The sequence below is a fragment of the Microbispora rosea genome (genome assembly GCF_900156315.1).
In the GTDB taxonomy this organism is placed as follows: domain Bacteria; phylum Actinomycetota; class Actinomycetes; order Streptosporangiales; family Streptosporangiaceae; genus Microbispora; species Microbispora rosea.
The window spans coordinates 310697-333805 of the sequence record NZ_FTNI01000006.1 but is presented as its reverse complement, the minus strand read 5'-3'; the positions used below and the strand labels follow the sequence as shown (position 1 = coordinate 333805).

At 71.9% G+C, this 23109-nt stretch carries 22 protein-coding genes; 11 read left to right on the top strand and 11 right to left on the bottom strand.

Annotation, left to right across the window (positions count from 1 at the left end; translation table 11 throughout):
* Both BXA11_RS11955 and BXA11_RS11950 read right to left on the bottom strand, forming a co-directional pair.
* Positions 1-455: IS110 family transposase (locus BXA11_RS11955; RefSeq protein WP_208865561.1), on the bottom strand; the 455-nt coding region annotated here is incomplete at its 3' end.
* A gap of 226 nt (positions 456-681) precedes the next feature.
* Complete coding sequence (locus BXA11_RS11950) at positions 682-1479, bottom strand: tyrosine-protein phosphatase (protein ID WP_076434541.1); 798 nt, start codon at positions 1477-1479, stop codon at positions 682-684.
* 365 nt (positions 1480-1844) lie between these two features.
* Here BXA11_RS11950 and BXA11_RS11945 point away from each other — a divergent pair, with 365 nt between their 5' ends.
* Both BXA11_RS11945 and BXA11_RS11940 read left to right on the top strand, forming a co-directional pair.
* Positions 1845-3161, top strand: coding sequence for an SGNH/GDSL hydrolase family protein (locus BXA11_RS11945; protein ID WP_159454764.1), 1317 nt, complete (start codon positions 1845-1847; stop codon positions 3159-3161).
* A 35-nt stretch (positions 3162-3196) separates the two neighbouring features.
* Positions 3197-4783 carry a serine/threonine-protein kinase gene (locus BXA11_RS11940; protein WP_076434540.1) on the top strand — a complete coding sequence of 529 codons (1587 nt, stop codon included), beginning with the start codon at positions 3197-3199 and terminating at the stop codon, positions 4781-4783.
* On the opposite strand, the gene BXA11_RS11935 is transcribed toward BXA11_RS11940, so the two are convergent.
* Entirely contained in the window at positions 4767-5828 is a 1062-nt protein-coding gene (locus BXA11_RS11935) for a LacI family DNA-binding transcriptional regulator (protein ID WP_076434539.1), read from the bottom strand. The two genes, BXA11_RS11940 and BXA11_RS11935, sit on opposite strands and share 17 nt — an antisense overlap.
* Positions 5829-5949: 121 nt before the next feature.
* Here BXA11_RS11935 and BXA11_RS11930 point away from each other — a divergent pair, with 121 nt between their 5' ends.
* Positions 5950-6522 carry a hemerythrin domain-containing protein gene (locus tag BXA11_RS11930; protein WP_076434538.1) on the top strand — a complete coding sequence of 191 codons (573 nt, stop codon included), beginning with the start codon at positions 5950-5952 and terminating at the stop codon, positions 6520-6522.
* Positions 6523-6564: 42 nt separating this feature from the next.
* On the opposite strand, the gene BXA11_RS11925 is transcribed toward BXA11_RS11930, so the two are convergent.
* The gene (locus BXA11_RS11925; RefSeq protein WP_083744163.1) at positions 6565-7692 is read right to left on the bottom strand and encodes a serine hydrolase domain-containing protein; all 1128 of its coding nucleotides are present in this window, start codon (positions 7690-7692) and stop codon (positions 6565-6567) included.
* A gap of 65 nt (positions 7693-7757) precedes the next feature.
* Here BXA11_RS11925 and BXA11_RS11920 point away from each other — a divergent pair, with 65 nt between their 5' ends.
* The gene (locus BXA11_RS11920; protein WP_204053572.1) at positions 7758-8210 is read left to right on the top strand and encodes a MarR family winged helix-turn-helix transcriptional regulator; all 453 of its coding nucleotides are present in this window, start codon (positions 7758-7760) and stop codon (positions 8208-8210) included.
* 114 nt (positions 8211-8324) lie between these two features.
* Here BXA11_RS11920 and BXA11_RS11915 read toward each other — a convergent pair whose 3' ends face one another.
* Positions 8325-8978, bottom strand: coding sequence for an HAD family hydrolase (locus BXA11_RS11915; protein ID WP_076434536.1), 654 nt, complete (start codon positions 8976-8978; stop codon positions 8325-8327).
* A 64-nt stretch (positions 8979-9042) separates the two neighbouring features.
* On the opposite strand from BXA11_RS11915, the gene BXA11_RS11910 reads away from it, so the two are divergent.
* The gene (locus BXA11_RS11910; protein ID WP_143734206.1) at positions 9043-10572 is read left to right on the top strand and encodes a gamma-glutamyltransferase family protein; all 1530 of its coding nucleotides are present in this window, start codon (positions 9043-9045) and stop codon (positions 10570-10572) included.
* A 191-nt stretch (positions 10573-10763) separates the two neighbouring features.
* Here BXA11_RS11910 and hrpA read toward each other — a convergent pair whose 3' ends face one another.
* The 3 genes from hrpA to ppgK all read right to left on the bottom strand — a co-directional run bounded on the left by hrpA (position 10764) and on the right by ppgK (position 16257).
* A complete protein-coding gene (gene hrpA / locus BXA11_RS11905; protein ID WP_076434534.1) occupies positions 10764-14687 on the bottom strand; it encodes an ATP-dependent RNA helicase HrpA in 3924 nt (1307 codons plus the stop codon).
* Positions 14688-14759: 72 nt separating this feature from the next.
* Complete coding sequence (locus BXA11_RS45305; RefSeq protein ID WP_051761168.1) at positions 14760-15263, bottom strand: winged helix-turn-helix domain-containing protein; 504 nt, start codon at positions 15261-15263, stop codon at positions 14760-14762.
* 244 nt (positions 15264-15507) lie between these two features.
* Positions 15508-16257: a polyphosphate--glucose phosphotransferase gene (ppgK, locus tag BXA11_RS11895; protein ID WP_076434533.1), complete on the bottom strand. Its 750-nt coding sequence runs from the start codon at positions 16255-16257 to the stop codon at positions 15508-15510.
* Positions 16258-16432: 175 nt separating this feature from the next.
* Between ppgK and BXA11_RS11890 the strand changes: the two genes are divergently transcribed.
* Both BXA11_RS11890 and BXA11_RS11885 read left to right on the top strand, forming a co-directional pair.
* On the top strand, positions 16433-16702 hold the full coding sequence (locus BXA11_RS11890; protein ID WP_239104920.1) for a hypothetical protein: 270 nt from the start codon (positions 16433-16435) through the stop codon (positions 16700-16702).
* Positions 16703-16892: 190 nt separating this feature from the next.
* On the top strand, positions 16893-17435 hold the full coding sequence (locus tag BXA11_RS11885) for a nucleoside/nucleotide kinase family protein (RefSeq protein ID WP_030505582.1): 543 nt from the start codon (positions 16893-16895) through the stop codon (positions 17433-17435).
* Positions 17436-17599: 164 nt separating this feature from the next.
* Here the strand turns inward: BXA11_RS11885 and BXA11_RS11880 are convergent, their stop codons facing one another.
* Positions 17600-17998 carry a cupin domain-containing protein gene (locus tag BXA11_RS11880; protein WP_030505583.1) on the bottom strand — a complete coding sequence of 133 codons (399 nt, stop codon included), beginning with the start codon at positions 17996-17998 and terminating at the stop codon, positions 17600-17602.
* Between the two features lie 344 nt (positions 17999-18342).
* Positions 18343-18951, bottom strand: coding sequence for a hypothetical protein (locus tag BXA11_RS42040; RefSeq protein WP_076434531.1), 609 nt, complete (start codon positions 18949-18951; stop codon positions 18343-18345).
* 157 nt (positions 18952-19108) lie between these two features.
* Here BXA11_RS42040 and BXA11_RS11870 point away from each other — a divergent pair, with 157 nt between their 5' ends.
* From BXA11_RS11870 to BXA11_RS11860, 3 genes are all read left to right on the top strand, one after another.
* A complete protein-coding gene (locus BXA11_RS11870; RefSeq protein ID WP_076434530.1) occupies positions 19109-19777 on the top strand; it encodes a response regulator transcription factor in 669 nt (222 codons plus the stop codon).
* A gap of 1 nt (position 19778) precedes the next feature.
* Positions 19779-21104 carry a sensor histidine kinase gene (locus BXA11_RS11865; protein ID WP_076434529.1) on the top strand — a complete coding sequence of 442 codons (1326 nt, stop codon included), beginning with the start codon at positions 19779-19781 and terminating at the stop codon, positions 21102-21104.
* A gap of 212 nt (positions 21105-21316) precedes the next feature.
* The gene (locus BXA11_RS11860) at positions 21317-21757 is read left to right on the top strand and encodes an Hsp20/alpha crystallin family protein (RefSeq protein ID WP_076434528.1); all 441 of its coding nucleotides are present in this window, start codon (positions 21317-21319) and stop codon (positions 21755-21757) included.
* Between the two features lie 60 nt (positions 21758-21817).
* Here BXA11_RS11860 and BXA11_RS11855 read toward each other — a convergent pair whose 3' ends face one another.
* On the bottom strand, positions 21818-22678 hold the full coding sequence (locus tag BXA11_RS11855) for a universal stress protein (protein WP_076434527.1): 861 nt from the start codon (positions 22676-22678) through the stop codon (positions 21818-21820).
* A gap of 158 nt (positions 22679-22836) precedes the next feature.
* Here BXA11_RS11855 and BXA11_RS11850 point away from each other — a divergent pair, with 158 nt between their 5' ends.
* A complete protein-coding gene (locus BXA11_RS11850; RefSeq protein ID WP_030505589.1) occupies positions 22837-23106 on the top strand; it encodes a DUF1876 domain-containing protein in 270 nt (89 codons plus the stop codon).
* Positions 23107-23109 lie beyond the last annotated feature (3 nt).

Genomic DNA, 23109 nt, shown 5'->3' with positions numbered 1-23109 from the left:
TCGGCGCGCTGATCGATCGCCGACCGGCGTGCCACCCGCAGATTACGCAGCGCCTCGATCCGGCCGTCGCGCTGTTTGGGCGTGCCGGTCCGTTGTCCGGCCAGGGCCGTCTTGGCGGCGGCGATGGCATCGATGGGGTCGGACTTGCCTTGGAACCGGCGGGCCTTGCGATCGGGGCGATCGACTTCGACCACGCAGATGTTCCGCTTGCGTAGCAGCCGAGCCAGGCCGGCGCCATAGACACCGGCGCCTTCGACCCCGACCCGCACCAGGTGCCCGAATCCCTGCATCCAGCTCAGCAGCGCCCGGTATCCGGCCGCGGTGGCGGGGAACTGCTCGCTGCCCAGCACCCGCCCGACCATGTCGATGACGGCTGCGGTGTGGATGTCTTGATGGGTGTCGACGCCGGCGGCTATCTCAATGATCGCCGTGTCATGCGGTGTAATGGAAGCCATCGTCGTCCTGTCGTCTTGACCGGGGCAGGGCGGCACGCACCAGCCGGGCGATGCGGACAAGACAGTGATGGGGCCTCTGGCCAGGCTCTTATTAGGTCACTCCGCCAGGTCCGGTGAGTGCACGTGAGCGCCTCCCGGCCAGGGCCGACAGATCCGGTTGAGGACCCAAGGTCAGTCAGTCGCTGGGTCAAACCCCACCGGAAGGCGCTCACCTACATCATCACTGTCAGTCGCGCAGCCGGCCGCGCAGGGCCTCGGTGTCGGCGTCGGTCCAGCCGTGGGTGCGCAGCCAGCCGAGGGGGCCGCCGAACCGGTCGTCCAGCGTCGACAGGAACTGGGACATGTACTCGGGCCGCGGCAGGTGGCTGTCGGCCGGCTTCGAGTCGAGGTCCTCGCGGTAGGTGCGGCTGGCGCGCAGCCGGGCGAGGATGCCCTCCAGCCGTTCGCCGGTGGCGACGTAGTCCTCGATGATCGCCTCCCGAGTGGCGCCGGCGACGGCGAGCGCCAGGGCGGAGACCACTCCGGTGCGGTCCTTGCCCGCCGCGCAGTGGACCACGGCCATGCCGTCGTCGCGGGCGAGCACCCGCAGGGCGGCCACCACCGAGTCGGGCCGGTCGCGCAGATATCCGTAGTAGTAGCCGGTCACGCGAAGTTCGGCCAGGTCCTCCTCGTCCCGCTCGCCCTGCCACGGCAGGGCCCGGTCGTCGATGGTGTCGGCCTCGACGTCGGTGAGGTGCCCGCCTTCGGCGAACAGGCTGTGGTGGTGGATGCCGACCTCCGGCAGGAGGGTCAGCGGACCGGGGCCCTCCAGGCGTACCTCGGTCTCCGACCGCAGGTCGACCACGTGCCGCAGCTTGAGGTCGGCCACGAGCAGTGCCATGTCACCCTCGGTCAGGCCCTGCAGGTTGTCGGCCCGCAGGATCCGGCCGGGCACCGTGGTCCCACCGTCGGCGGTGGGCAGGCCGCCGAGGTCCCGTACGTTCGCCGCGCCTTCCAGAACGATCCAACGCTCGTATGCATTCATCGTTCCGAGCCTATCCGTCCCTCTATGACGGAGAAATGAGTGCAGAGTGAAGAACCGCACCTACTGTCGCATCGATCCCGCTACTCACCTCCGCGTCCCTTCCCAGGCGGGCGAAGCGCCTGGTACGCGGGCCGCGGCCGACGTGGGACGGCGCGGCGATCGGGCAAGGCGACAGCCGGTATTCAGCCGGAATGTGGTCGACTCTTACGACTGACGGTCAACTTCTCACCCCGCGTTCCCCAAACAGTCGTAATGTATGGCGTCGCGGACGCTTTTCGATCAACGGTCTCGGCGGAGCGATCGGAAGCGGGGCCGCATGGAACGGACTTGCCTCAGGCAGCCACACCCCAGATGGAGGACCCCGGATGGCACGGCCGGCTCACCGGTTGACCATGGCCGCTCTCGCCCTCGCCGTCAGCGGCGCGGCCGCCGCGCTTCCCATGACGCCGGTCCACGCGGAGTCCCTCACGGCCGCGCGTACCGCGGCCGCTTCGCCGTCCGCCGCCCGAGGGCTCGCCGCGGCGACCGGCAGCACACGCCGCACGGCCGCGCCGAGGCCTGGTGGCGACTCACGCGCACAGCACCGTCTGGTCGGCGCGTGGACCACCTCGACCGACCGGATCACGGCGGCCCTCGGCGGGCAGACCGTGCGGATGATCGTGCGTGCCAGCGTCGGCGGCGGCGGTACGCGGCTTCGGCTGTCCAACCTCTTCGGTGCGGCGCCCGTGACATTCGCCGACGTCCACGTGGGCGTCCAGGCGTACGGCGCCGAGATCATCGCGGGCACCAACCGGCCGGTGACCTTCCACAAGCGCACCTCGGTGAAGGTGCCGCCGGGCCAGGCCGTCTGGAGTGATCCGATCCCGGGCCGGATCGCCGGCGGATCCGCCCTGGTCGTCAGCGTCCACCTGCCCGGCACGGTCAGGGGCGTGACCGGGCACGAACGCGCCTACAGCACCACGTACCTGTCGGGCCCGGGGGACCACGCGGCGGAGGAGAGCGGCGAGGGCTTCACCTACACGAGCACGCAGTGGTACTTCCTCGACCGGATCGCGGTCGAGGCGGGCGGGGCCACGGTCGGCTCGGTGGTCGCGTTCGGCGACTCGATCACCGACGGTGCGGGCCAGGCCGTCGACGCCAACCGCCGCTGGACCGACTACCTGCGGCAGCGGCTGGCCCGCCAGTCGGCGTCGCGGCGGATGGGGGTGCTCAACGCCGGTATCGCCGGCAACAGGCTGCTGCACTCCAACGTCGGCCCGAGCGGTCTCAGCCGGTTCTACCGCGACGTGCTGTCCCAGCCGGGGGTGCGCACCGTGGTGGTCTACGAGGGGATCAACGACATCGCCCGGGGCGACTACACCTCGATCAAGCCGCTCGCCTACGGATACAAGAGGTTGATCCGCGAGGCGCACGCCCGCAAGGTCAAGGTGCTGGTCGCCACGCTCACCCCCTTCTACGGCTGGAGCACCTGGACTCCGGAGCGCGAGGAGATCAGGCAGCGGCTGAACGAGTGGATCCGCACGAGCAAGGCGTTCGACGGCGTCCTCGACTTCGACCGGGCCGTACGCGACCCCGAGTTCCCCGAGCAGCTGGCCGTCTCGTACGACTCGGGCGACCACCTGCACCTGAGCGACGCCGGGCGGCTCGCGCTCGCCGACGCGGTGAACCTCCGCATGCTCTGATCCCGTGACGGCCACGGGGTCGCTACCGTGTGACCATGGTCGCCCCCCTTGAACCAGACGACCCGCGCACGCTCGGCGGGTTCCGCATCAGCGGACGTCTCGGCGAGGGCGGCCAAGGCGTCGTCTACCTGGGCCATGCCCCGGACGGCGCTCCGGTCGCGGTCAAGGTGCTCAAGACCGGGCTCGATCCCGTCGTCCGGGCCCGGCTGACGCGCGAACTCGACGTCCTGCGGGGCGTCGCTCCCTTCTGCACGGCCAGGGTGATCACGGCGATGGTGGACGGGCGCGAGCCGTACGTCGTGAGCGAGTTCGTCGACGGCCCCTCGCTGCAGCAGCGGGTGACCGCGTCGGGGCCGCTGCGCGGAGGCGAGCTGGAACGGCTCGCGGTGGGGACAGCGACCGCGCTGGCGGCGATCCACGGCGCGGGCATCGTGCACCGCGACTTCAAACCGGGCAACGTGCTGCTGGGGCCGGACGGTCCCCGCGTGGTCGACTTCGGCATCGCCCGCCACGACGAGAGCGAGACGATGACCGCGGGCCCGGTGGGCACCCCGGCCTACCTGGCGCCCGAGCAGATCGCGGGGCATCCGGCCACCCCCGCCTCCGACGTGTTCGCGTGGGGCGCGACGATCGTCTTCGCCGCCACCGGCAGGGCGGCGTTCGGCGCCGGCAACGTCGCCGCCGTGCTGCACCGGATCATGACGACCTTCCCCGACCTGACGCCGGTGCCCCCACCCCTGCGCGCGCCGGTCGAACGCTGCCTCGCCAAGGATCCCTCCGCCCGTCCCGCCGCCCGCGACCTGCTGCTCGAACTCGTCGGCACCTCGACGGGCCCGGTGCGTACGGGTGCGGCGGCGAACGGCGTCTCTCCCGGCGGGCCCGCGCAGCCGTACGGGCCGACTTCGTGGCCGGCGACCTCGCCGCCGACGGGTCCCGCCGGGGAACACGGACCCGCGCGCGAGCACGGGCCCACCGGGGGGCGCACTGCGGCCGGGAGCGGTGCGGCCGGGAGCGGTGCGGCCGGGAGCGGTGCGGCCGGGAGCGGTGCGGCCGACACCGTGCCCGGGGGCGGCCGAGGCGGATCGCGCACCCGGGTCCTGGCCGGCGCCGGCGCCGCCGTGGCGGCTCTCGGGATCACCGCCGCGCTGCTGGTCCCCCGCCTGGCCGCGATGTCCGGCGGCGACCCGTCCCCCACTCCCCTGGCGAGCGCGCCCGCCCAGAGCACGTACACGGCGGGCCCGACGCCGACCGCCGCCGGAACCACGGGCGGGGCGGACCCGGCGACCGCCTCCGCGCCGGCGGGCATCCCGCAGGCGTTCGAGGGGAAGTGGCGGGGGCACATCGCGCCCACCGCCGGCCTCCTCACGAGCGAGTACGACATCGAGATCGAGTTGAAGGCCGGCAAGCCGTCCGGCAGGTGGAAGGAGCCGGCGAACTCGTGCGACGGCACGCTGCGGCTGACCGCGGCGTCCGGCCCGGCGCTCAGGTTCCGGCTGGAGGACGTCCCGCAGTGCGTCCCCGGCGACGTCACGCTCACCCTCCGGGGCGACGCCCTCGCCTATCGCCACACCGACGACCTCGGCCTGTTCGCCTACGAGGGCACCCTCACCAGGGACTCCTGATCCTCGGGTTCCGGCGGGGCGGGGCGGTGCTGTCGCGCACCACGAGGGTGGTGCCGAGCTCGACGAGCCTCTCGGACGGTCTCTCCCCGTCGGCCAGCGCCAGCACCATGCGCGCCGCGGTGGCGCCGATCTCGGAGAACGGCTGGCGCACCGTGGTCAACGGCGGCGCCACCCAGGCGCAGTGCTCGATGTCGTCGAACCCGACGACGCTGAGGTCGTCGGGGATGCGCAGACCGGCGATCCTGGCGGCCTCGTAGACGCCGAACGCCTGCAGGTCGTTTCCGCACATGATGGCCGTCGGAGGGTCGGGAAGGGCCAGCAGCTCGGCCCCGAGGTCCCGGCCGTGCTCGAACAGGAACGGCCCGTCGCGCATGAGCCGTTCGTCGAACGGGACGCCCGCGGTGTCCAGAGCGGCGCGGAAGCCGTCCAGCCGCGCCCGCGAGGCCAGGAAGCCGGCCGGCCCGGTGATCACGCCGATCCGCCGATGCCCCAGGTCCAGCAGGTGCCGCGTGGCCGCGAGCGCACCGCTCCAGCCGGTCGATCCCACCGCCGGCGTGGGATGCACGTCTCCGGTGGGGTCCAGCGCCACGAGGGGGACCCCGGCGGCCTCGAACAGGTCGCGGTGCGCGACGGTCACTCCGGAGACGACGGCGATCACCCCCACCGGCTGCCGCAGCAACAACGGCTCCACCCAGGGCAGGCCTGCCGTGTCGCACGAGCGCACGTCGGTGAAGCCGACGGCCAGCTGACGGGCGGCCGCGACCTGCTCGACGCCCCGCATGATCTCGATCGCGATCGAACCCAGCATGTTGCTGCACACCACCTCCAGGCCGTAGCCCGACCCGGTGGGCACCGCCCTGCGAAACCCGTGCTCACGCAGGAGCGCCTCCACCCGCTGACGGGTGCTCTCCCCCACGCCGGTCCGGCCGTGCAGCACCTTCGAGACCGTCGGCGGTGAGACCCCGGCGAGCTCGGCGATCTCGGCGACGCTCAGGTCGCCGCGCCGAGGACCTCGGAGCCTCCGCGACCGGCCTCCCTCGATCATGAGCCGAGTCTACGGGACACGATTCGCCGCCATCCGCGAACGAACGGCCGCAACCGGCCATGACGGTGTGGGCACGGCGCCTCCGGGTAGTGCGAGCGCGTCCACGCACAGGAGGAAACCCATGGCAACCGACGTCATCAGCCTGATCAAGGAAGATCACCGCGACGTGGAGTCGCTGTTCGAGCGGCTCCGGAAGATGCCGGAGAACCGGCCGGCCCTTCTCGCGGAGCTGGCGGCGAAGTTCATCGCCCACAGCGAGGGCGAGGAGGACGAGGTCTACCCCGTGCTCGCCAGGCGGCAGCCCGAGGAGAAGGAGGAGGTCCACCACGGCACGGAGGAGCACCACGAGGCAGAGGAGATGCTCTCCCGGCTCCTGGAGACCGCCCCGGAGAGCCCCGAGTTCGACACGCTGCTGCACGAGCTGATCGAGGCGGTGACGCATCACGTCGAGGAGGAGGAGAACGACATCCTCCCGGTCCTGGAGAAGGCCGTCCCCTTCGAGGAGCGGGTGCAGCTCGGCAAGGCCTTCAGCAAGCGGAAGGCCGAGGTGCTCGCCGCTCCGATCAAGCCGCGCTCGCGAACGAAGGACGAGCTGTTGCACCAGGCCGGGGAGCTGGGCGTCGAGGGCACGTCGGGGATGACCAAGGACGAGCTGGTCGCCGCCATCAGGCGGAAGAAGCAGGCGCAGCGCTGAACGCGCCCCCGTCGCGACGCTGTCCGTCCCCCCTGCGGACCGTCACAGGCAGGCGTACAGCGCCGCCACCGTGGGTTCCCACCTCGGGTCGGGGCCGGCCGCGCTGACGACGAGGCGGCTCGGCGTGTAGGCCAGGGCGATCCGCGCGTCCGGGTCGGCGAAGGCGAGCGCCCCGCCCGAGCCGCTGTGCCCGAAGGCGCGCGGGTTCGGCGCGAACGGCCGGATCTCGCAGGGCAGCATGTAGCCGAGCGCGAACCTGGTCTGCGCCCGCAGGACCTCGTCGCACCCCTCGCTCCTGGGCGCGACGGCCCGGCCGAGCACCTCACGGCCGAGGAGCGGGCCGGCGCCGTCGGCGGCGCGCCCCCGGCACGACACGAGCCTGCCGTACAGCGTCGCGAGGGCCCTGGCCGTGGCGTGCCCGTTGGACGCGGGGATCTCGGCGGCCCGCCAGCGCGCGGTGTTGGCCAGACCGGGCGTGAGCTGCTCGGCCGGGTTGCAGAAGGCCCTCATCGTGATCGAGCCGGGCTCGGACATGGCGATGGTCAGCGATGACGGTGCGGCGTCCCGCCCGGCCTGCGGCGGGGCGAGGTACGCGGCACGTCCCGCCTCGGACGCCGGCAGGCCGATCCACAGGTCGGGGACGCCGAGCTCGTCGCGGACCAGGTCGCGGACCGGCCGGCCACCCACCCGGCGCAGCACCTCGCCGACGAGCCAGCCGAAGGTCACCGCGTGATACCCGTGCCGCTCCCCCGGCGTCCACCACGGGCGCTCGGCCGCGAGCGCGGCGGTCATCGCGTCCCAGTCGAACAGGGAGCCCGGCGGCAGCTCCCGGCGGACGGCGGGCAGCCCTGACCGATGCGCGAGCAGGTCGGCGACGGTGGTGGCGGTGGCGAACCCGGGCCAGTAACGGGCCACCGGGGCGTCGAGGTCGAGCAGCCCGCGCTGGACGTACAGGTGCGCGAGCGTCGCCAGCACCCCCTTCGACACCGAGAAGACGTTGACGACCGTGTCCCACTCCCAGGGCCGTACGCCGCCGGGGCCGGCCGTGCCCTGCCAGAGGTCCACGACCATGCGCCCGTCCGCGTACACGGCGAGGGCGGCGCCTCCTTCCCCGCCGCCCGTCTCCCTGAACGCGTCCGCGACGCGCGCAAAGGCCGGATCACACCACATCGGATGGCCCTCCACTTACTCAACCAAAGTTGCGAAACCATGGTTGAGTATTGGAGCATCCCGAAGTGGTGTCAAGCGACCTGACCCTGCTGTTCACGGCTCTCGCCGCGGCGTGCGACGCCGAGGTGCGCGCCCAGATGGCCACCGCCGGACACGACCAGGTGCGCACCGTGCACGGATACGTGTTCCAGCACCTGCTCACCGGTCCCGTACGGGTCTCCGACCTGGCCGGGCTGCTTGGCATGACCCCGCAGGGCGCCTCGAAGGTGGCGGCCGAGATGGAGCGCGTCGGCTACGTGGCCCGCCGGACCGACCCCGGCGACCAGCGGGCCCGGATGATCGAGCTGACGCCGCACGGCAGGGCGGCGATCGAGGCGGGCCGCGCCGCCCGCGAGGCCGTGTCCGCCCGGATGCTCGGCCTTCTCGACGCGCCGGAGGAGTTCCTGGCCTCCCTCAACCGGCTCGGCAAGGAGACCGGCGCGCTGCGCGAGCTCCTCGCCCGCCGGCTGCGCCCCTGATCGGCCGAGCGCGGGCGTGCGGACCGAGCCCTCGGGCGCGCCCGCCGCGGCGCCGGGCCGCATGACGCGGACAGTTCCGGACGAGATGACCGGCGAGCACGGCGGCCCGGTGGTTCAGCCGAGAGTGGGCGCCAGACGGACGAGGTCCGTGAGGCCGTCGGCGACGATGTCGGCCTCCGCGGCCTCGGGACGGGCGGCGTGCAGGTAGCCCCAGGGCCCCCGGCGCAGCAGGGCCGTCCGCATCCCGGCGCGCACGGCCGGCAGGACGTCGTTGTCGAGACGGTCGCCGACGTACAGGATCTGCCCGGGCTCATGGCCGCAGACGGCCGCGACCTTGGCGAAGAACGCCGGGTCGGGCTTCTCCAGCCCCCATCCCGCCGAGGTGTGGATCCCGTCCACCGGCAGGTCCATCGCGACCAGCGCGTCGTACGCCTGGGGCGGCTGGTTGCCCGCGACGACCAGGTCGTAGCCGGCCTCCCGCAGGGCCGCGAGACCGGGCCGCACGTCCGGGTAGAGGTCGTCGGCGTCGAAGTTCTCGCGCAACCCGTCCGGGTCCTCGCGCCGCCACGCGTCGATCTCGGCGTCGAGATCGATCCCCGGTCTGATCAGCTCGAACGCCTCCCGGTGGCTCCGGTCGAGCGCGGCCATGCCGCCGAGCACCCCCATGAAGGTCAGGCGCGGCACGCCCAGCCGGTCGGCCCATCGAGACCAGATCCGGGTCTCGTCGATGAGCGTCTCCCCCACGTCGAACACGAGCGCCCGGACCATGACCGTCTCTCCCCTTCGTCCTGTTACGGCAGCCACTCTATGGTGTGCCGTAACATCGCCCAACGTGAGCGAGACTCGGTATGCCCCGAACGGCATGGTATGCACGGTCGATCATCTGGCCTCGGCGGCGGGCGTCGCCATGCTGGACAAAGGCGGAAACGCGGTGGACGCGGCCATCGCCGCCAACGCCGTACTGGCGGTCACCGCTCCGCACATGTGCGGTCTCGGCGGCGATCTGTTCGCCCTCGTCCACGACGGGACCGTGAGCGCGCTCAACGCCTCGGGGCGGGCGGGCTCGGGAGCCGATCCCGCCCGGCTGCGGGCCGAGGGCCTCGACCGGATGCCCCACCTGTACGACATCCGCTCGGTCCCGGTGCCCGGCTGCGCCGACGGATGGCTGGCGCTGCACGAGCGGTGGGCCCGCCTGCCGCTCGCCGACCTGCTCGCCCCCGCGATCCGCCTCGCGGCGGAGGGCTTCCCCGCCTCGCCGCTGCTCGCCCCGGGTGGGGAGTTCATCGGCTCGCTGCCCGGAGCCGGGGACTTCGCCGCCGCCCGCCGCGCCGGTGACGTGATCCGCAGGCCCGGCGTCGCCAGGGCCCTGACCGCGCTCGGCGAGGGCGGCCGCGCGGCGTTCTACCAGGGCGAGTTCGGCAAGGGCCTGCTGGAACTGGGCCGCGGCGAGTACACGGAGGAGGACCTGGCCCGGCCGAACGCCGACTGGGTGGAGCCGCTGAGCGTCGAGGTGTTCGGGCACCGGATCTGGACCGTTCCGCCGAACTCCCAGGGTTACCTGCTCCTGCTGGCCCTGGAGATCCTCGCCGAGCTCGGCCCGCCCGCCGACCCGGCCGATCCGCGCTGGGCTCATCTGCTGGTGGAGGCGGCCAGGGCGGCCGGGCACGACCGGCTGGACGTCCTCCACGAGGACGCCGTCGCGCCGCTCGGCACGGCCGCCGCCCGCCGCGCGCTGATCGACCCCGAGCGGCGCTCCCCCCTGCCCGACGCTCCCGCCGGGCCGGGCGACACGACGTACCTGTGCGTGGTCGACGGGGACGGCATGGGCGTCTCGCTCATCCAGTCGAACGCGTCGGGCTTCGGCAGCCTGCTCTTCGAGCCCAGCACCGGGATCAACCTGCACAACCGCGGCATCGGCTTCTCGCTCACGCCCGGCCATCCCGCGGAGTACGGCCCGGGCCGCCGGCCGCCCCACACGCTGTGCCCGGCACTGATCACCCGGCCGGACGGTGGGCTGCGCACGGTCCTCGGCACGATGGGGGGCGACGCGCAGCCGCAGATCCTGCTGCAGCTGGTCACCCGGCTGCTCGCGCACGGTCAGACGCCCGGCGAGGCGATCGGCGCCCCGCGCTGGGCGCTCGGCAGCGGCACCGGCTTCGACACCTGGCGATCCAACCCTGTCGTAGAGGTCGAGGAGGGCGCGCCGTGGGCCGACGGCCTGCGCGAGCGCGGGCACACGGTCCAGCCGGTGGAGTGGGGCTCCAACTTCGGCCACGCCCACCTGATCGACCTGCTCCCGTCGGGCGTGCTCGCCGGGGCGGCCGACCCCCGCGCGCTGATCGGAGCCGCCCTCGGCCACTAACCCCCACCACCCCCCGCGTGATCTTGGATTATGTTGCACGCAGGTGCCGTGACCTGCGCCTATTCACTTTGTGATCTTGCAGGGAAATGCCGGTCTCCACGCATAACCAGGCGCGGCAGGACGCGAATGCCCGCATGATCACGGAGCGATGAAGCGCAGCTCAGAGGGCATGACTGCGACGGACTACAAGATCACGAGGGGTGGGGGGTGGGGAGGTTGTGGAGGGCTTTGCGGATGCGCTTCTCGGAGACCGGGGTGGGCGTGCCGAGCTGCTGGGCGAAGAAGCTCACCCGCAACTCCTCGATCATCCACCGGACGTCCCGTACGGCCGTGGCGTCCCGCTCCTCGGGCTTCAGCCGGTCGAGCAGGTCGCGATACTCGTCCTCGACGTCGTGCACGCGGTGCATCCACTCGCGGTCCCGGCGCGGATCGTCGGGGAGCTTGTCGAGCCGGCGCTCGACCGCCCGCAGGTAGCGGTGCACGTCGGGCAGCCGGTCGTAGCCCGTCTCGGTGACGAACCCGTCGTGCACCAGCCCGTCGAGCTGGTCGGCGATGTCGGCCCTGAGGTCGGCCGCGCCGCCCCCCAGCGCGCCGAGCCGGTTCTGCGCGGCGTGCCAGGCCGCCAGGACGCGCTCCACGCGGGAGACGACCTCCTCGGTCGTCTCGAACAGCGAGGCGCGCACGTGGTCGCGTAGGCGCTCGAACCCGGCCTCGTCCCAGACGGGCCCGCCCGCCTGGGCCATGAGTTTGTCGGCGGCGCACGCCGTGCAGTCGTCGAACAGGGCGGCCGCCCCGCCGTGCGGGCTGCGGCTGAGCGCGAGCTTCTGCGCGGTGGTCAGGGTCCGCAGGATGGCCTTGGCCGGGCTGACCACGTTGAGCAGCAGCAGCCTCCTCGTGCCCGCCCACATGGCCCTGTCGCGCTCGCGCTCGGTCTCGAACATCCGGACCGCGACGCTCGTGCCCTCGTCCACCAGGGCCGGGTAGGCCCGCATCCTGCCCTGCTCGAACACCTTCGGCAGCGTACCTATCGTCCAGCCGTGCAGGCCGTCGCGTTCGAGGTCGTCGGCGGCCCTCGACAGCGTGGCGCGCAGCTTCGGCGCGAGCCGCCGCTTGAGCGCCTCCAGGTCCTTGTCCTCGTCCACCGTGCGCTTGCGGTCGTCGACCACCCGGTAGGTGATCCGCAGGTGCGCGGGGAGCTGGTCGAGGGCCCACGCGTCGCGCGGCACCTCCACCCCGGTCAGCGCCCGCAGCTCGCGCTCCAGCGCCTCCAGGATCGGCTCGCCGCCGGGCCGTACGCGTTCCAGCACGGCCTTGGCGTAGTTGGGGGCGGGCACGAAGTTGCGGCGCAGGTTCTTCGGCAGCGACCGGATGAGCGCGGTGACGAGGTCCTCGCGCAGGCCGGGGATCTGCCAGTCGAAGCCGGCCGGGTCGACCTGGTTGAGCACCGCGAGCGGGATGTGGACGGTCACGCCGTCGGCCTCACCCGTCTCCACCGCGCCGGGCTCGAAGCGGTAGGTCAGCCGCATCCGCTGGCCGTTCTGCCGCCAGGCGTCGGGGTAGTCCCCGGCGCTGACCCCGGCGCTGTCGTTGACCAGCATGTCCGGCGAGAACGTCAGCAGGTCGGGCGTCTCCCGCGACGCCTTCTTCCACCAGCTGTCGAAGTGCCTGCCCGAGACCACGTCGGCGGGGATCCGCTGCTCGTAGAAGTCGAACAGTGTCTCGTCGTCCACGAGGATGTCTCGGCGGCGGGCCTTCTCCTCCAGCCGCTCGACCTCCTCAAGCAGCTTGCGGTTCTCGTGGAAGAACTTGTGGTGGGTGCGCCAGTCGCCGCCGACCAGGGCGTGCCGGATGAACAGCTCCCGGCTCAGCTCGGGGTCGATGCGGCCGTAGTTGACCTTCCGCTCGGTCACGATCGGCACGCCGTACAGCGTGACCTTCTCCAGCGCGACGACGGCGGCCTGGTCCTTCTCCCAGTGCGGCTCGCTGTAGGTGCGCTTGACCACGTGCTGCGCGAGGGGCTCGATCCAGCCGGGCTCGATCTTGCCGTTGACCCGCGCCCACAACCGGGAGGTCTCGACCAGCTCGGCCGACATCACCCACTGCGGCTGCGCCTTGGCCAGGGCCGAGCCGGGGAAGATCGCGAAGCGGGCGTTGCGGGCGCCGATGTACTCCGTGATCGGCCTGCGGCCGTCCTGCCTGCGCTTCTCGACGACGTCCTTGACGCCGATGTGCGACAGCAGGCCGGCCAGCAGCGACTGGTGGATCCGCTGGGGGTCGGCCGGCACGGTGTTGGGCACGATGCCCAGCGTCTTGGCCACCTGACGGAGCTGGCTGTCGATGTCCTGCCACTCGCGCACGCGCAGGTAGTTGAGGTATTCGGCCTTGCACAGCCGCCGGAACGCGCTGGACGACAGCTCCTTCTGCCGGTCGCGCAGGTGGTTCCAGACATTGAGGTAGGTCAGGAAGTCCGATTCCTTGTCGGCGAAGCGGCGGTGCTTCTCGTCGGCCGCCTGCTGCTTGTCGGCCGGCCGCTCACGCGGGTCCTGGATCGACAGCGCGGCCGCGATGATCATCACCTCGCGGGCGCAGCCGTTCTTGTCGGCCTCCAGCACCATCCGGGCGAGGCGCGGGTCGACCGGGAGCTGGGCCAGCTTGCGCCCGAGCGGCGTGAGCTGCGCGCCCTTACCCGCCTCCCGGCCCGCGCCCTTGTCCGCCAGGGCGCCGAGTTCGAGCAGCAGGTTGACGCCGTCCCTGACCTGACGGCTGTCCGGCGGCTCCACGAACGGGAACGCCGCGATGTCCCCCAGGCCCAGCGACGTCATCTGCAGGATGACGCTCGCCAGGTTCGTACGGAGGATCTCGGGGTCGGTGAACTCCGGCCGGGCGAGGAAGTCCTCCTCCGAGTAGAGCCGGATGCACACGCCGTCCGACGTACGGCCGCAGCGGCCCTTGCGCTGGTTGGCCGACGCCTGGGAGACCGGCTCGATCGGCAGCCGCTGGACCTTCAGCCGGTGGCTGTAGCGGGAGATCCGCGCTGTGCCCGGATCGACCACGTACTTGATGCCCGGCACGGTCAGCGAGGTCTCCGCGACGTTGGTCGCCAGCACGATCCGACGGCCCCGGTGAGACTGGAAGACCCGGTGCTGCTCGGCGGCCGACAGCCGCGCGTACAGCGGGAGGACCTCCTCGGGACGGCCCTTGAGCGCGTCGGCGGTGTCGCGGATCTCCCGCTCGCCGCTGAGGAAGACCAGGATGTCGCCCGGCCCCTCGGCGCACAGCTCGTCCACGGCGTCGACGATGGCCTGGGTCTGGTCGTCGTCCTCGTCGACGGGGCGGTAGCGCACCTCCACGGGATAGGTGCGCCCGGACACCTCGATCACGGGCGCCGGCTCCCCGCCCGGCTGGGCGAAGTGCCGGGCGAACCGCTCGGGGTCGATGGTGGCGGAGGTGATGACCACCTTCAGGTCGGGCCGTTTGGGGAGGAGCTGCTTGAGGTAACCGAGGATGAAGTCGATGTTGAGGCTGCGTTCGTGCGCCTCGTCGATGATCAGCGTGTCGTACTGCAGCAGCAGCGGGTCGGTCTGCATCTCGGCGAGCAGGATGCCGTCGGTCATGAGCTTGACCAGCGTCCCGTCGCTGGAGTGGTCGGTGAAGCGGACCTTGTAGCCGACCGCCTCCCCCAGCTCGATCGACAGCTCCTCGGCGATGCGCTCGGCGACCGTGCGGGCGGCGATGCGGCGCGGCTGGGTGTGGCCGATGAGCCCGTGGACCCCTCGGCCGAGCTCCAGGCAGATCTTGGGGATCTGGGTGGTCTTTCCCGAGCCGGTCTCACCGGCCACGATGACGACCTGGTGGTCCCTGATCGCGGTGAGCAGGTCGTCCTTGTGCCGACTGACCGGCAGCTCGGGAGGGTAACTGAGAGCGGGGACGGCCGCGCGGCGCGCGGCCACGCGGAGTTCCGCGGCCTCCACGTCCCCCGCGATCTCCTGGACGACGGACTGGCGGGCGGCGCGGTCGCGGACCCGGCGCATGCCGTCGAGACGGCGGCGCAGCCTGCGCTGGTCGCGCAGCATCAGGTCGGGGAGGCGGGCCTGGAGATCGGCGAGCGTGTTCATTCCATGCTCAAGGATAGGCAACGCACCCCGCCGATCTGCCAGCCGTTTTTCCGGCGGCCCTTTCGAGCGGTGTCAGCGGCGGCGCGCCGGCTGGTACTTGTACCCCACGTTGCGGACGGTCACGATGCGGCCCGCGTGCCCGCCCAGCTTGCGGCGCAGCCGCAGGACGTGCACGTCGACCGTACGGCCGCCCTCGTCGTCGTACCGGTCCCAGACGGCGGCCATGAGCTGGCGGCGGTTGTAGACCCGGCCGGGGGCCGAGCTGAGGTAGTCGAGCAGCTCGAACTCCCGGAAGGTCAGCTCGATCTCCTCGCCGCCGGCCCGGGCCACCCGCGCGGCCCGGTCCAGGACCAGTTCCTCCTCGCCGGCGGCCGCCCGCCTCTGCAGGGCGGCGACCGGCTGCTCCGGCGCGTCCGCCGCGCCCCCGGCGGGCACCAGATAGCCCACGATCATCAGCACGGCGCCGGTCTCCGGCACCGGCAGCACGCCGAGCACGGACCCCTGCCCGAGATCGGGGGGCTCATGGCCCTGCTCGCGCCTGCGCTCCACAAAGTCGATCACGTTCTGGTGGGACATGCCCCTCTCCTTGCCTCGTGGCGTACCGGACGGTGGTGACCGCGGTCGTCAACAGGCGGCGGCGCAGACGCGCAGCAGGTCGATGTGCCGGCGCTGGGTCAACCTCCCCGAGGAGTTCATGGGGTCATCATGGCAGCGATATTACCCGCTGTCCAGGTAGGAATAAGGGACTTCTATCGCCCGGGAGACACCCGGGGATGCTCAAGGATGCCCCGGGGGACGCCCTGGGGGCGCCCCGGGGAGCTCAGGGCAGGCGCGTGGCCCCCGTGGCGGCCCCCGTGGCGGCCATCGCCGCGCCGATGATCCCGGCCTCGTTCCGCAGTTCGGCGGGCACCACCGGGGTGTCCCCGAGGTCGATGTACGGCAGGAACTTGCCGGCCTTCTTGCTCACGCCGCCGCCGACGACGATCAGGGTGGGCGACAGCAGGTCGCGCATGTGCCTGAGGTACTCCTCCACCCGCCTGGCCCACTTGTCCCAGCTCAGGTCCTCCTCCTCGCGCACCCGGTCGGAGGCGCGGTGCTCGGCCTCCTTGCCGCGGATCTCGATGTGGCCGAACTCGGTGTTGGGCACCAGCGCGCCGTCCACGAACAGCGCGCTGCCGATGCCGGTGCCGAAGGTCAGCATGAGCACGACCCCGCGCCGGTCCCGGCCCGCGCCGAAGGCCATCTCGGCGACGCCGGCCGCGTCCGCGTCGTTGAGCACGACCGTCTGCTCGCCGAACAGGTCGGCGCCCTTCACGCCGATCCACGACCTGTCCAGGTTGGCCGCCATCCTGACGACCCCGTCGAGGACCACTCCGGGGAAGGTGACGCCCATCGGGCCGGTCCAGGAGAAGTGCGCCACGATCTCGCGTACGGCCTGGGCGACCGCCACCGGCACGGCGGGCCGCGGCGTCGGGATGCGCAGGCGCTCCCGGGTGAGCACGCCGGCGGCCGTGTCCACCGTGGCGCCCTTGATCCCGGAGCCGCCGATGTCGATGCCCAGAACTTCCATTGACGCCCCTCCTGGTCCGACTGGACGGCTACCCGGCCGTCCCCGCCTCATGCGCGGTCGCGAGTATCGCACGGCGTCGTGGGACCGTCCGGGTTACGGAAGGACAGGCCGGGTACGCCCGGAATCGGGGCAAAACACCACAAGGGGGACACGTATGATCACCACACTCCACAAAATGGGACTGCGCTCCAGCATGATGTACGGCGCCGCCATGGGGTCGATCGGCATGTCGATCGCCTCCTGGATCATCTCGAACAAATACGAGGCGGCCGGCATCGAGCGCGCCGACCGCTGGGCGCTGTTCGTCGGCGAGTGGGCGCCGACCTTCTTCGCGATGGGGATCGCCCTGCGCATGGAGGAGATGGCCGAGGAGAAGGGGCCGGAGACCCCCGAGTGGCAGGAGCAGAGCAGCGACATCCGCCGCCCCACCCGCGCCGGCGTGTAGCGGGGCGGGCACGGGCCTCACGAGCGGCCCGGAGGGATCGGCCGGTCTCTCCGGGCCGTTCTCGTGACCTCGGGTCTCTCCGGGGCCTTTTCGTGACCGCTCCCGCATCGTGCCCGGGGACCTGATCAGTGCGGGGGCCGGCCCCGGCCAGAGAGAGCGGCGCGCCGGGGCTCCGTTAGGCTCGGCCCGCGTGACCCCCGATCCCGCCGCCGTCGCGCGCTGGCTGCGCACGCGGTCCGCCCGCGCCGCCGGCACCCGCGTCCTGGCCGTCGAGGGGCGCTCGGGCGCGGGCAAGTCGACGCTGGCCGCCGCCGTGGCCGCGGCGCTCACCGCGCCGGTCGTCCGGATGGACGACCTGTACGACGGCTGGGACGGCCTGGAGGCCGGGGTGGACGCCCTGCTTGAGTGGGTGCTGCGTCCCCTGGGCCGCGGGGACCGGGCACGCTGGCGGCGCTACGACTGGACGCGGGGCCGGTACGCCGAATGGCGCGAGACCCCCAGGGCGGACGCCGTCGTGATCGAGGGCGTGGGCTGCGGTGCCCGCGAGGCGGGGCCGTACCTCAGCGGGCTCGTGTGGCTGGAGGCCGGCGAGAAGGTCCGCAGGGCGCGGGCGCTCGCCCGCGACGGCGAGCTGTACGCGCCCCACTGGCGGCGCTGGGCCGAGCAGGAGGAGCGGTACTACGCCCGCCACGACGTGCGCTCCCGTGCCGACCTCGTCATCGTCACCGGCTGAGCCGCATCGCGCCGGCCGGGCACGCCTCGGCGTGCCCCCGCCGTAGATCCCCGATCCGTGCGCCGCCTCCTGGACCCGCCCGCCGCAGGTCCCCGATCCGCGCCGCCTCCTTGATCCGCGCGTCGTCTAGAAGACGACGGCAGCCGGAGCCGTCCGGCCGCCGCTCAGCCCAGACCGGCGCGGTACTCCTCGTCGGTCACCGGCCCGTGCCAGTGCGTCGCGCCGCTCGCCGTGACGGCGATGTGCACCAGCGTGTCGTCGGCGGCCGCCCCGTGCCAGTGCTTCTCGCCCGGCTGCACGTGGACCCAGTCGCCCGGCCCGATGCGCGTGCCCGCGGTCTCGCCCCAGCGCGTCACCACCCCGCGCCCCGACAGCACGTACAGCGCCTGCTCCCCGTCGTGGGTGTGCCAGCCCGAGCGGGCCTGCGGTTCGTAGGAGAAACGCTGGGCCCGCAGGCCGTCCGGCTCCAGCTCCTCCAGCGCCGACGCCTCCCACACGCCGTCGGTGAACCTGTCCGCTCCCGGCCGGGTGGCCTTGATCTCACCTTCGCGTACGAACCTCATCGCGCACTCCGTTCACTGGGCATCGGCGGTCCTCGCTGATTCGCCCGTTTCCGGGCGAATATCCCCATTTTGCCCGCACGGGGCCCGGTGTCGGGGCTGCTCCCGCCCTCCCCGGCGTTTTCACCGGTCATCCCGCTTCACCGATGTTCGACGCCGCCCTCACCCGCGGCGACGGCAAGCAGGTCAAGGTGGTCGCCTGGTACGAGGACGAGTGGGGGCTTCTCGAACCGCGTCGTCGACACGCTCGAACGGCTCGCACGCGGCTGACCGGCGGAACGTCCCGCCGGCGAGGTGGCCGGCGGGACGTTCGCATGGAGTGGTCAGCGCCTCCGGCGAGTTGTGCGTCAGTTCGGCGTGACGGTCACAGGGGCGCCGTCCTCGGCGGGCACGTCCTTCATGCCCTCACCGAGCTTCTTGGGCATCGGGCACTTGATACCCGCCTTCCCCTTCGGGGCCGGCTTGCCGTCGACGTAGACCTTCTCGCCGCTCGTGCCGAACCCACCGCTCTCGCCGGCCTTGACGTGCACGATGCAGACGACGCCCTTGCCGGGCAGCGGAGGCCGCTTGCAGAGGGTGCTCAGCTTCCTCTTCGAGACCTCCTTGCCGTCCACGAAGACCTTGCCGCCCTTGACCTTGCGGACCTTGACCCCGCCCCCTCGGTGAATGTCTCCCTTGTCGGCCTTGACCTTCATGATGCAGACGACGCCCTTGCCGGGCAGCGGGGGCCGCTTGCAGAGGGTGCTCAGCTTCCCCTTCGGGACCTCCTTGCCGTCCACGAAGACCTTGCCGTCGCGGTCGACCTTGACGGTGGACTTGCCCTCCTCCGCGGTCGTCGGCTTCCCCTTCACGACGCAGGCGACCCCCGGCTTCGGGGCGCCGGTGGAGGTCGCGGACGCGGCCGTGGCGCCGCCGATGCCGAGGCCCACCGTCATGACGACCCCCGCGAGAATCATGCTCCTCTTCTTCACTCTCTGGTCACTCCCTAGATCGGCTGCCCATGATCGGTTGACGAAACGCTCAGCAGTTTGGGCCCCTACACCTGAAGCGACCCTGAAGAGGTAAAAGACGATCTTCATGTTTACCTTAGGTGCGTGCCTTCACCCTGTTGACGTGCGCCTACTTCTGGTGGAAGACGAACGCAGGCTGACCGAGCTGCTCAAAGACGGCCTGACCAAAGAGGGCTTCGCGGTCGATCTCGCCTACGACGGGCGCGAGGGCCTGTGGATGGCGACCGAGCATTCGTACGACGTGATCATGCTGGACGTGATGCTGCCGTTGCTGCACGGCTATGGGGTCTGCGCGAAGCTGCGGGAGGCCGGGAACTGGACGCCGATCCTCATGCTGACCGCGAAGGACGGAGAGTACGACGAGGCGGAGGCACTGGACACCGGCGCGGACGACTATCTGACCAAGCCGTTTTCGTACGTCGTACTGCTGGCGCGACTCAGGGCACTGGCCCGGCGCAAGGTGCGGGAGCGGCCGACGGTGCTGACCGTCGGAGATCTCCGGGTCGATCCGGCGGGGCTGCGGTGCAGTCGCGGGGACGTACAGATCGCGTTGACACCCAAGGAGTTCGCGATCCTGCACTGCCTGACGCGGCACACGGGCGAGGTGGTGACCAAGTCCGAGCTGCTCGCCCAGGCGTGGGACTTCGCGTACGACGGCGATTCGAACGTCGTCGAGGTCTACATCAGCGCGCTGCGCCGCAAGATCGACAAACCGTTCGGACGGACGACGCTGAAAACCGTGCGGGGCGTGGGCTACCGGCTGGAGGGCTGACATGGGAGTACGCCTGCGCACGACGCTGACGGCCACCGCGGCGGTGGCGGCGGCGCTCTGCCTGGCCTCGATCGCGCTGTTCGCCGCGCTGGACTCGAGCCTGACGACCTCCACCAAGGAGTTGGCGGCGAACGACGCCAAGGCGAAGATGGAACACCTGAAGGCGGAGTCGGGGCCGGGTGAACCGGTGGACGGAGACGGAGCGGTGCCGCCGGGTGGAAAGGGACCGGTGCCGCCGGGCGGGAAGGGACCGATGCCGGGCTCGGCTGCCACTGGCGAAGCCGACGGCCCCCCGTTATCCGGCGAGGCCGTGCTCGTGGTCCAACGGACGTTCGAGACCGAGGACGGCCCGGTCACCGTCCTCGGAAAGGCTTCCAAGGTACCCGCTCTGGCGGCGATGACCACGCTGAGGAACCTGCTGATCCCGGGGGTTCCGGCGCTCCTCGCAGTGGTCGCGCTGTTCACCTGGCTGGCGGTCGGCCGAGTGCTGCGACCGGTCTCCGCGATCAGAGCGAAGGTCGCCGACATCACCGCGTACGGCCTGCACGAACGCGTACCGGAACCGGATACCCGAGACGAGATCGCGGCACTGGCCCGCACCGTCAACGCGACCCTCAACCGACTGCAGACCGCCGTCGACGCGCAGCGACAGTTCGTCGCCGACGCCGCACACGAACTCCGCAGCCCACTGGCGGTCCTGCGAACCCGGCTGGAGCTGGCCCGGCCCGCCGAGAAGCCGCTGGCGACTGCGGCGCTGGACGACGTCGCACGCCTCCAGTCCCTTTCCGCCGACCTCCTCCTGCTGGCCCGGCTCGACGCCGGCGAACCCCTCTTGCGGGCCGAGGAACTGGACCTGGCCCAGGTCGTCGCCGAGGAGGCCGTCCGCAAGCGCCCCCGTCCGGACGTCCACGTGTATCTCGACCTCACCCCCGACCTGCTCGTCAACGGCTCGGCCGACCGACTCCGCCGCCTTGTCGCGAACCTCGTCGACAACGCGGTCCGTCACGCCTCCACGTCAGTCCACGTCACCCTCACGTCTCCGGGCGACCACGCCGTCCTCGACGTCGTGGACGACGGCCCCGGTATCCCCCCGGAACACCACACCAGCGTCTTCGACCGCTTCACCCGCCTGGACCACGCCCGCGCCCGGGACACGGGGGGCTCGGGGTTGGGGCTGCCCATCGCCCGGGATATCGCCCGGGCTCACGGAGGGACCCTCCAGGTGGTCCCGCACAGCCCGGGCGCGAGGCTGCGCGCGGTCTTCCCGTTGTCCCGGCGGTCTGATGCCTACCTGCAGGGTGACCTTGTGGTGCGGGCCCGGGTGTAGCAGGCGCAGCCGCGTGAGGTGCACCTTCGGCGGGGGCAGGCTCACGTGATCCACGATGGCGTCAGGACGGCGACAGCCCGCTGTCAGAGCTGGCCGGCGATGGTGGATATCGAAAGAACATCGCACAAGGTAGCGGCCCAGTCGTGGTGATTTGTCCGATTTCTTCCGGGTATTTCGTCAGTGATGAGTTCTGCCGGACGGAGGTGACAGGCATGAGCGCTCCGATGCGACGGGAGTCCAGAGGTCTCGTTCCCGACCTGTTCGACCTGCTGGAGGCGCCGATGGCCGCGCTCCGGCCGATGGCCGGACAGCAGATGCGGCTTGAGGACTACGTGAAGGACGGCCGGTACGTGCTGCGCGCCGAACTGCCCGGGATCGACCCGGACAAGGACGTGGAGATCAGCGTGTCGAACGGCATGCTGACCATTCACGCGGAACGCCGCCACGAGGAGCGGCAGGCGCACCGCACCGAGTTCCGGTACGGGGCCTTCACCCGGTCGGTCGTGCTGCCGCAGAACGTGGACGAGAACGACGTGAAGGCCACCTATGACAAGGGCATCCTCGAGGTGAGCGTGCGGCTCGCCGAAGAGCGGGAGGAGCGCAGGCGAATCCCCATCGAGAAGCCGGGAGGCGGGCAGCAGCAGCAGAGCTGAGGCGGCCCACGCCGGGCCCGTCCGCGCCGCGCGGACGGGCCCGGCCCGAGCTTGGTCGGCTCAGGGCGCCGACGGCGACCGTACGACGGCGACGGGGCACTCGGCGTGGTGCAGCACCCCCCGGCTGACCGAGCCGAGCATCGCCGAGCCCACCGCGCCTCTGCCGTGGGACCCGACCACGAGCAGGCCGACCGCGCGCGACGCCTGGACGAGCGCGTCGACCGGATGCCCGTAGGCGAGCTCCTCGCGCACCGGCACCTCGGGATACCGCTTCCGCGGGTCCGCCAGCTTCTCCTGCGTGACGCGCTGGTGGGCCTCGCGCACCTCCTCCACGTCATAGGTGATCTCGGGCGCGAGCGGATGGGCGGGCAGATGCCAGGCGTGCACGGCCCGAAGCGTGCCGGCGTGTGCCCTGGCCTGCTTGAACGCGTAGGCCAGAGCGGGCTCGCATTCGGGCGAGTCGTCCACGCCCACCGCGATCTCCCCCCTCTCGCCGCTCCACCCGGGCCGTACGACGACGACCGGGCACGAGGCGTGCCCGGCGACGTTGGTGCTGACCGACCCGAGGACGATTCCGGCGAAGCCGCCCAGTCCCCTGCTGCCGAGCACGATCTCGACGGCCTCCTTGGCCTTGTCCCGCAGGACGCGGGAGGGGATGCCCTCGATGATCTCCGTACTGATCTTCACGTCCGGCTGCCGCTCGCGGGCCACGGCCTCCGCGGCGGACAGCGCCCGCTCGGCGTGCGCGGTGAGCGGGTCACCGCCCGAGACGGGGAACTTCGGGATGCCGTAGGCCCAGTGGTCCACGACCGAGACGAAGCGCAGCGGGCAGCCGCGCCGGGCGGCGTCGTCCGCGGCCCACCGCACGGCGGCCGTCGCGGCGGGCGAACCGTCGGTGCCGACGATGATCGGGCCGGGCATGGACGCTCCTTCCTTCCTCACTGGCCTTTCCTGCCAGGAGCCCTCCTCCATGTGACCACCGCCGGCCACGGCCCTCCAGGGTCGTAGGTCCTCAGCCCGGGGCCGGTGTCGAGGCCCCCCGGCCGGGAGGGATGCTGGAGTCCTGGAGGTGGTCCGACATGGAATCGAAGCGCTGGACCGTCGAGATCTTCGTGAACGAGGACGACAACGACGACGTCACCACCGCGACCGCCGTGCTCTACACGCCCGCGGGGCAACGCCACGAGAGCGTCGGCCGAGCTCGCCGCAACCCGTCCGACAGGCCCGTGCCCGAGATCGGTGACGAGCTGGCGGCCGGACGGGCCCTCGCCGACCTGGGGGCGAAACTCATCGGGGACGGCGCGGAGGACGTGGCCCAGCTCGCCGGTCCCGCCTACGAGGCGTACTGAAAC

What these genes read in the sequence shown, in the direction of transcription:
- BXA11_RS11935 (WP_076434539.1), bottom strand. Translation starts at nt 5,828, where the DNA reads ATGATCGAGGGAGGCCGGTCGCGGAGGCTCCGAGGTCCTCGGCGCGGC.
- BXA11_RS11915 (WP_076434536.1), bottom strand. Translation starts at nt 8,978, where the DNA reads ATGGTCCGGGCGCTCGTGTTCGACGTGGGGGAGACGCTCATCGACGAG.
- hrpA (WP_076434534.1), bottom strand. Translation starts at nt 14,687, where the DNA reads ATGAACACGCTCGCCGATCTCCAGGCCCGCCTCCCCGACCTGATGCTG.
- BXA11_RS11925 (WP_083744163.1), bottom strand. Translation starts at nt 7,692, where the DNA reads ATGTGGTGTGATCCGGCCTTTGCGCGCGTCGCGGACGCGTTCAGGGAG.
- ppgK (WP_076434533.1), bottom strand. Translation starts at nt 16,257, where the DNA reads ATGGAAGTTCTGGGCATCGACATCGGCGGCTCCGGGATCAAGGGCGCC.
- BXA11_RS11880 (WP_030505583.1), bottom strand. Translation starts at nt 17,998, where the DNA reads ATGAGGTTCGTACGCGAAGGTGAGATCAAGGCCACCCGGCCGGGAGCG.
- BXA11_RS11850 (WP_030505589.1), top strand. Translation starts at nt 22,837, where the DNA reads ATGGAATCGAAGCGCTGGACCGTCGAGATCTTCGTGAACGAGGACGAC.
- BXA11_RS11860 (WP_076434528.1), top strand. Translation starts at nt 21,317, where the DNA reads ATGAGCGCTCCGATGCGACGGGAGTCCAGAGGTCTCGTTCCCGACCTG.
- BXA11_RS45305 (WP_051761168.1), bottom strand. Translation starts at nt 15,263, where the DNA reads ATGTCCCACCAGAACGTGATCGACTTTGTGGAGCGCAGGCGCGAGCAG.
- BXA11_RS11950 (WP_076434541.1), bottom strand. Translation starts at nt 1,479, where the DNA reads ATGAATGCATACGAGCGTTGGATCGTTCTGGAAGGCGCGGCGAACGTA.
- BXA11_RS11940 (WP_076434540.1), top strand. Translation starts at nt 3,197, where the DNA reads ATGGTCGCCCCCCTTGAACCAGACGACCCGCGCACGCTCGGCGGGTTC.
- BXA11_RS11890 (WP_239104920.1), top strand. Translation starts at nt 16,433, where the DNA reads ATGGGACTGCGCTCCAGCATGATGTACGGCGCCGCCATGGGGTCGATC.
- BXA11_RS11855 (WP_076434527.1), bottom strand. Translation starts at nt 22,678, where the DNA reads ATGCCCGGCCCGATCATCGTCGGCACCGACGGTTCGCCCGCCGCGACG.
- BXA11_RS11865 (WP_076434529.1), top strand. Translation starts at nt 19,779, where the DNA reads ATGGGAGTACGCCTGCGCACGACGCTGACGGCCACCGCGGCGGTGGCG.
- BXA11_RS11945 (WP_159454764.1), top strand. Translation starts at nt 1,845, where the DNA reads ATGGCACGGCCGGCTCACCGGTTGACCATGGCCGCTCTCGCCCTCGCC.
- BXA11_RS11930 (WP_076434538.1), top strand. Translation starts at nt 5,950, where the DNA reads ATGGCAACCGACGTCATCAGCCTGATCAAGGAAGATCACCGCGACGTG.
- BXA11_RS42040 (WP_076434531.1), bottom strand. Translation starts at nt 18,951, where the DNA reads ATGATTCTCGCGGGGGTCGTCATGACGGTGGGCCTCGGCATCGGCGGC.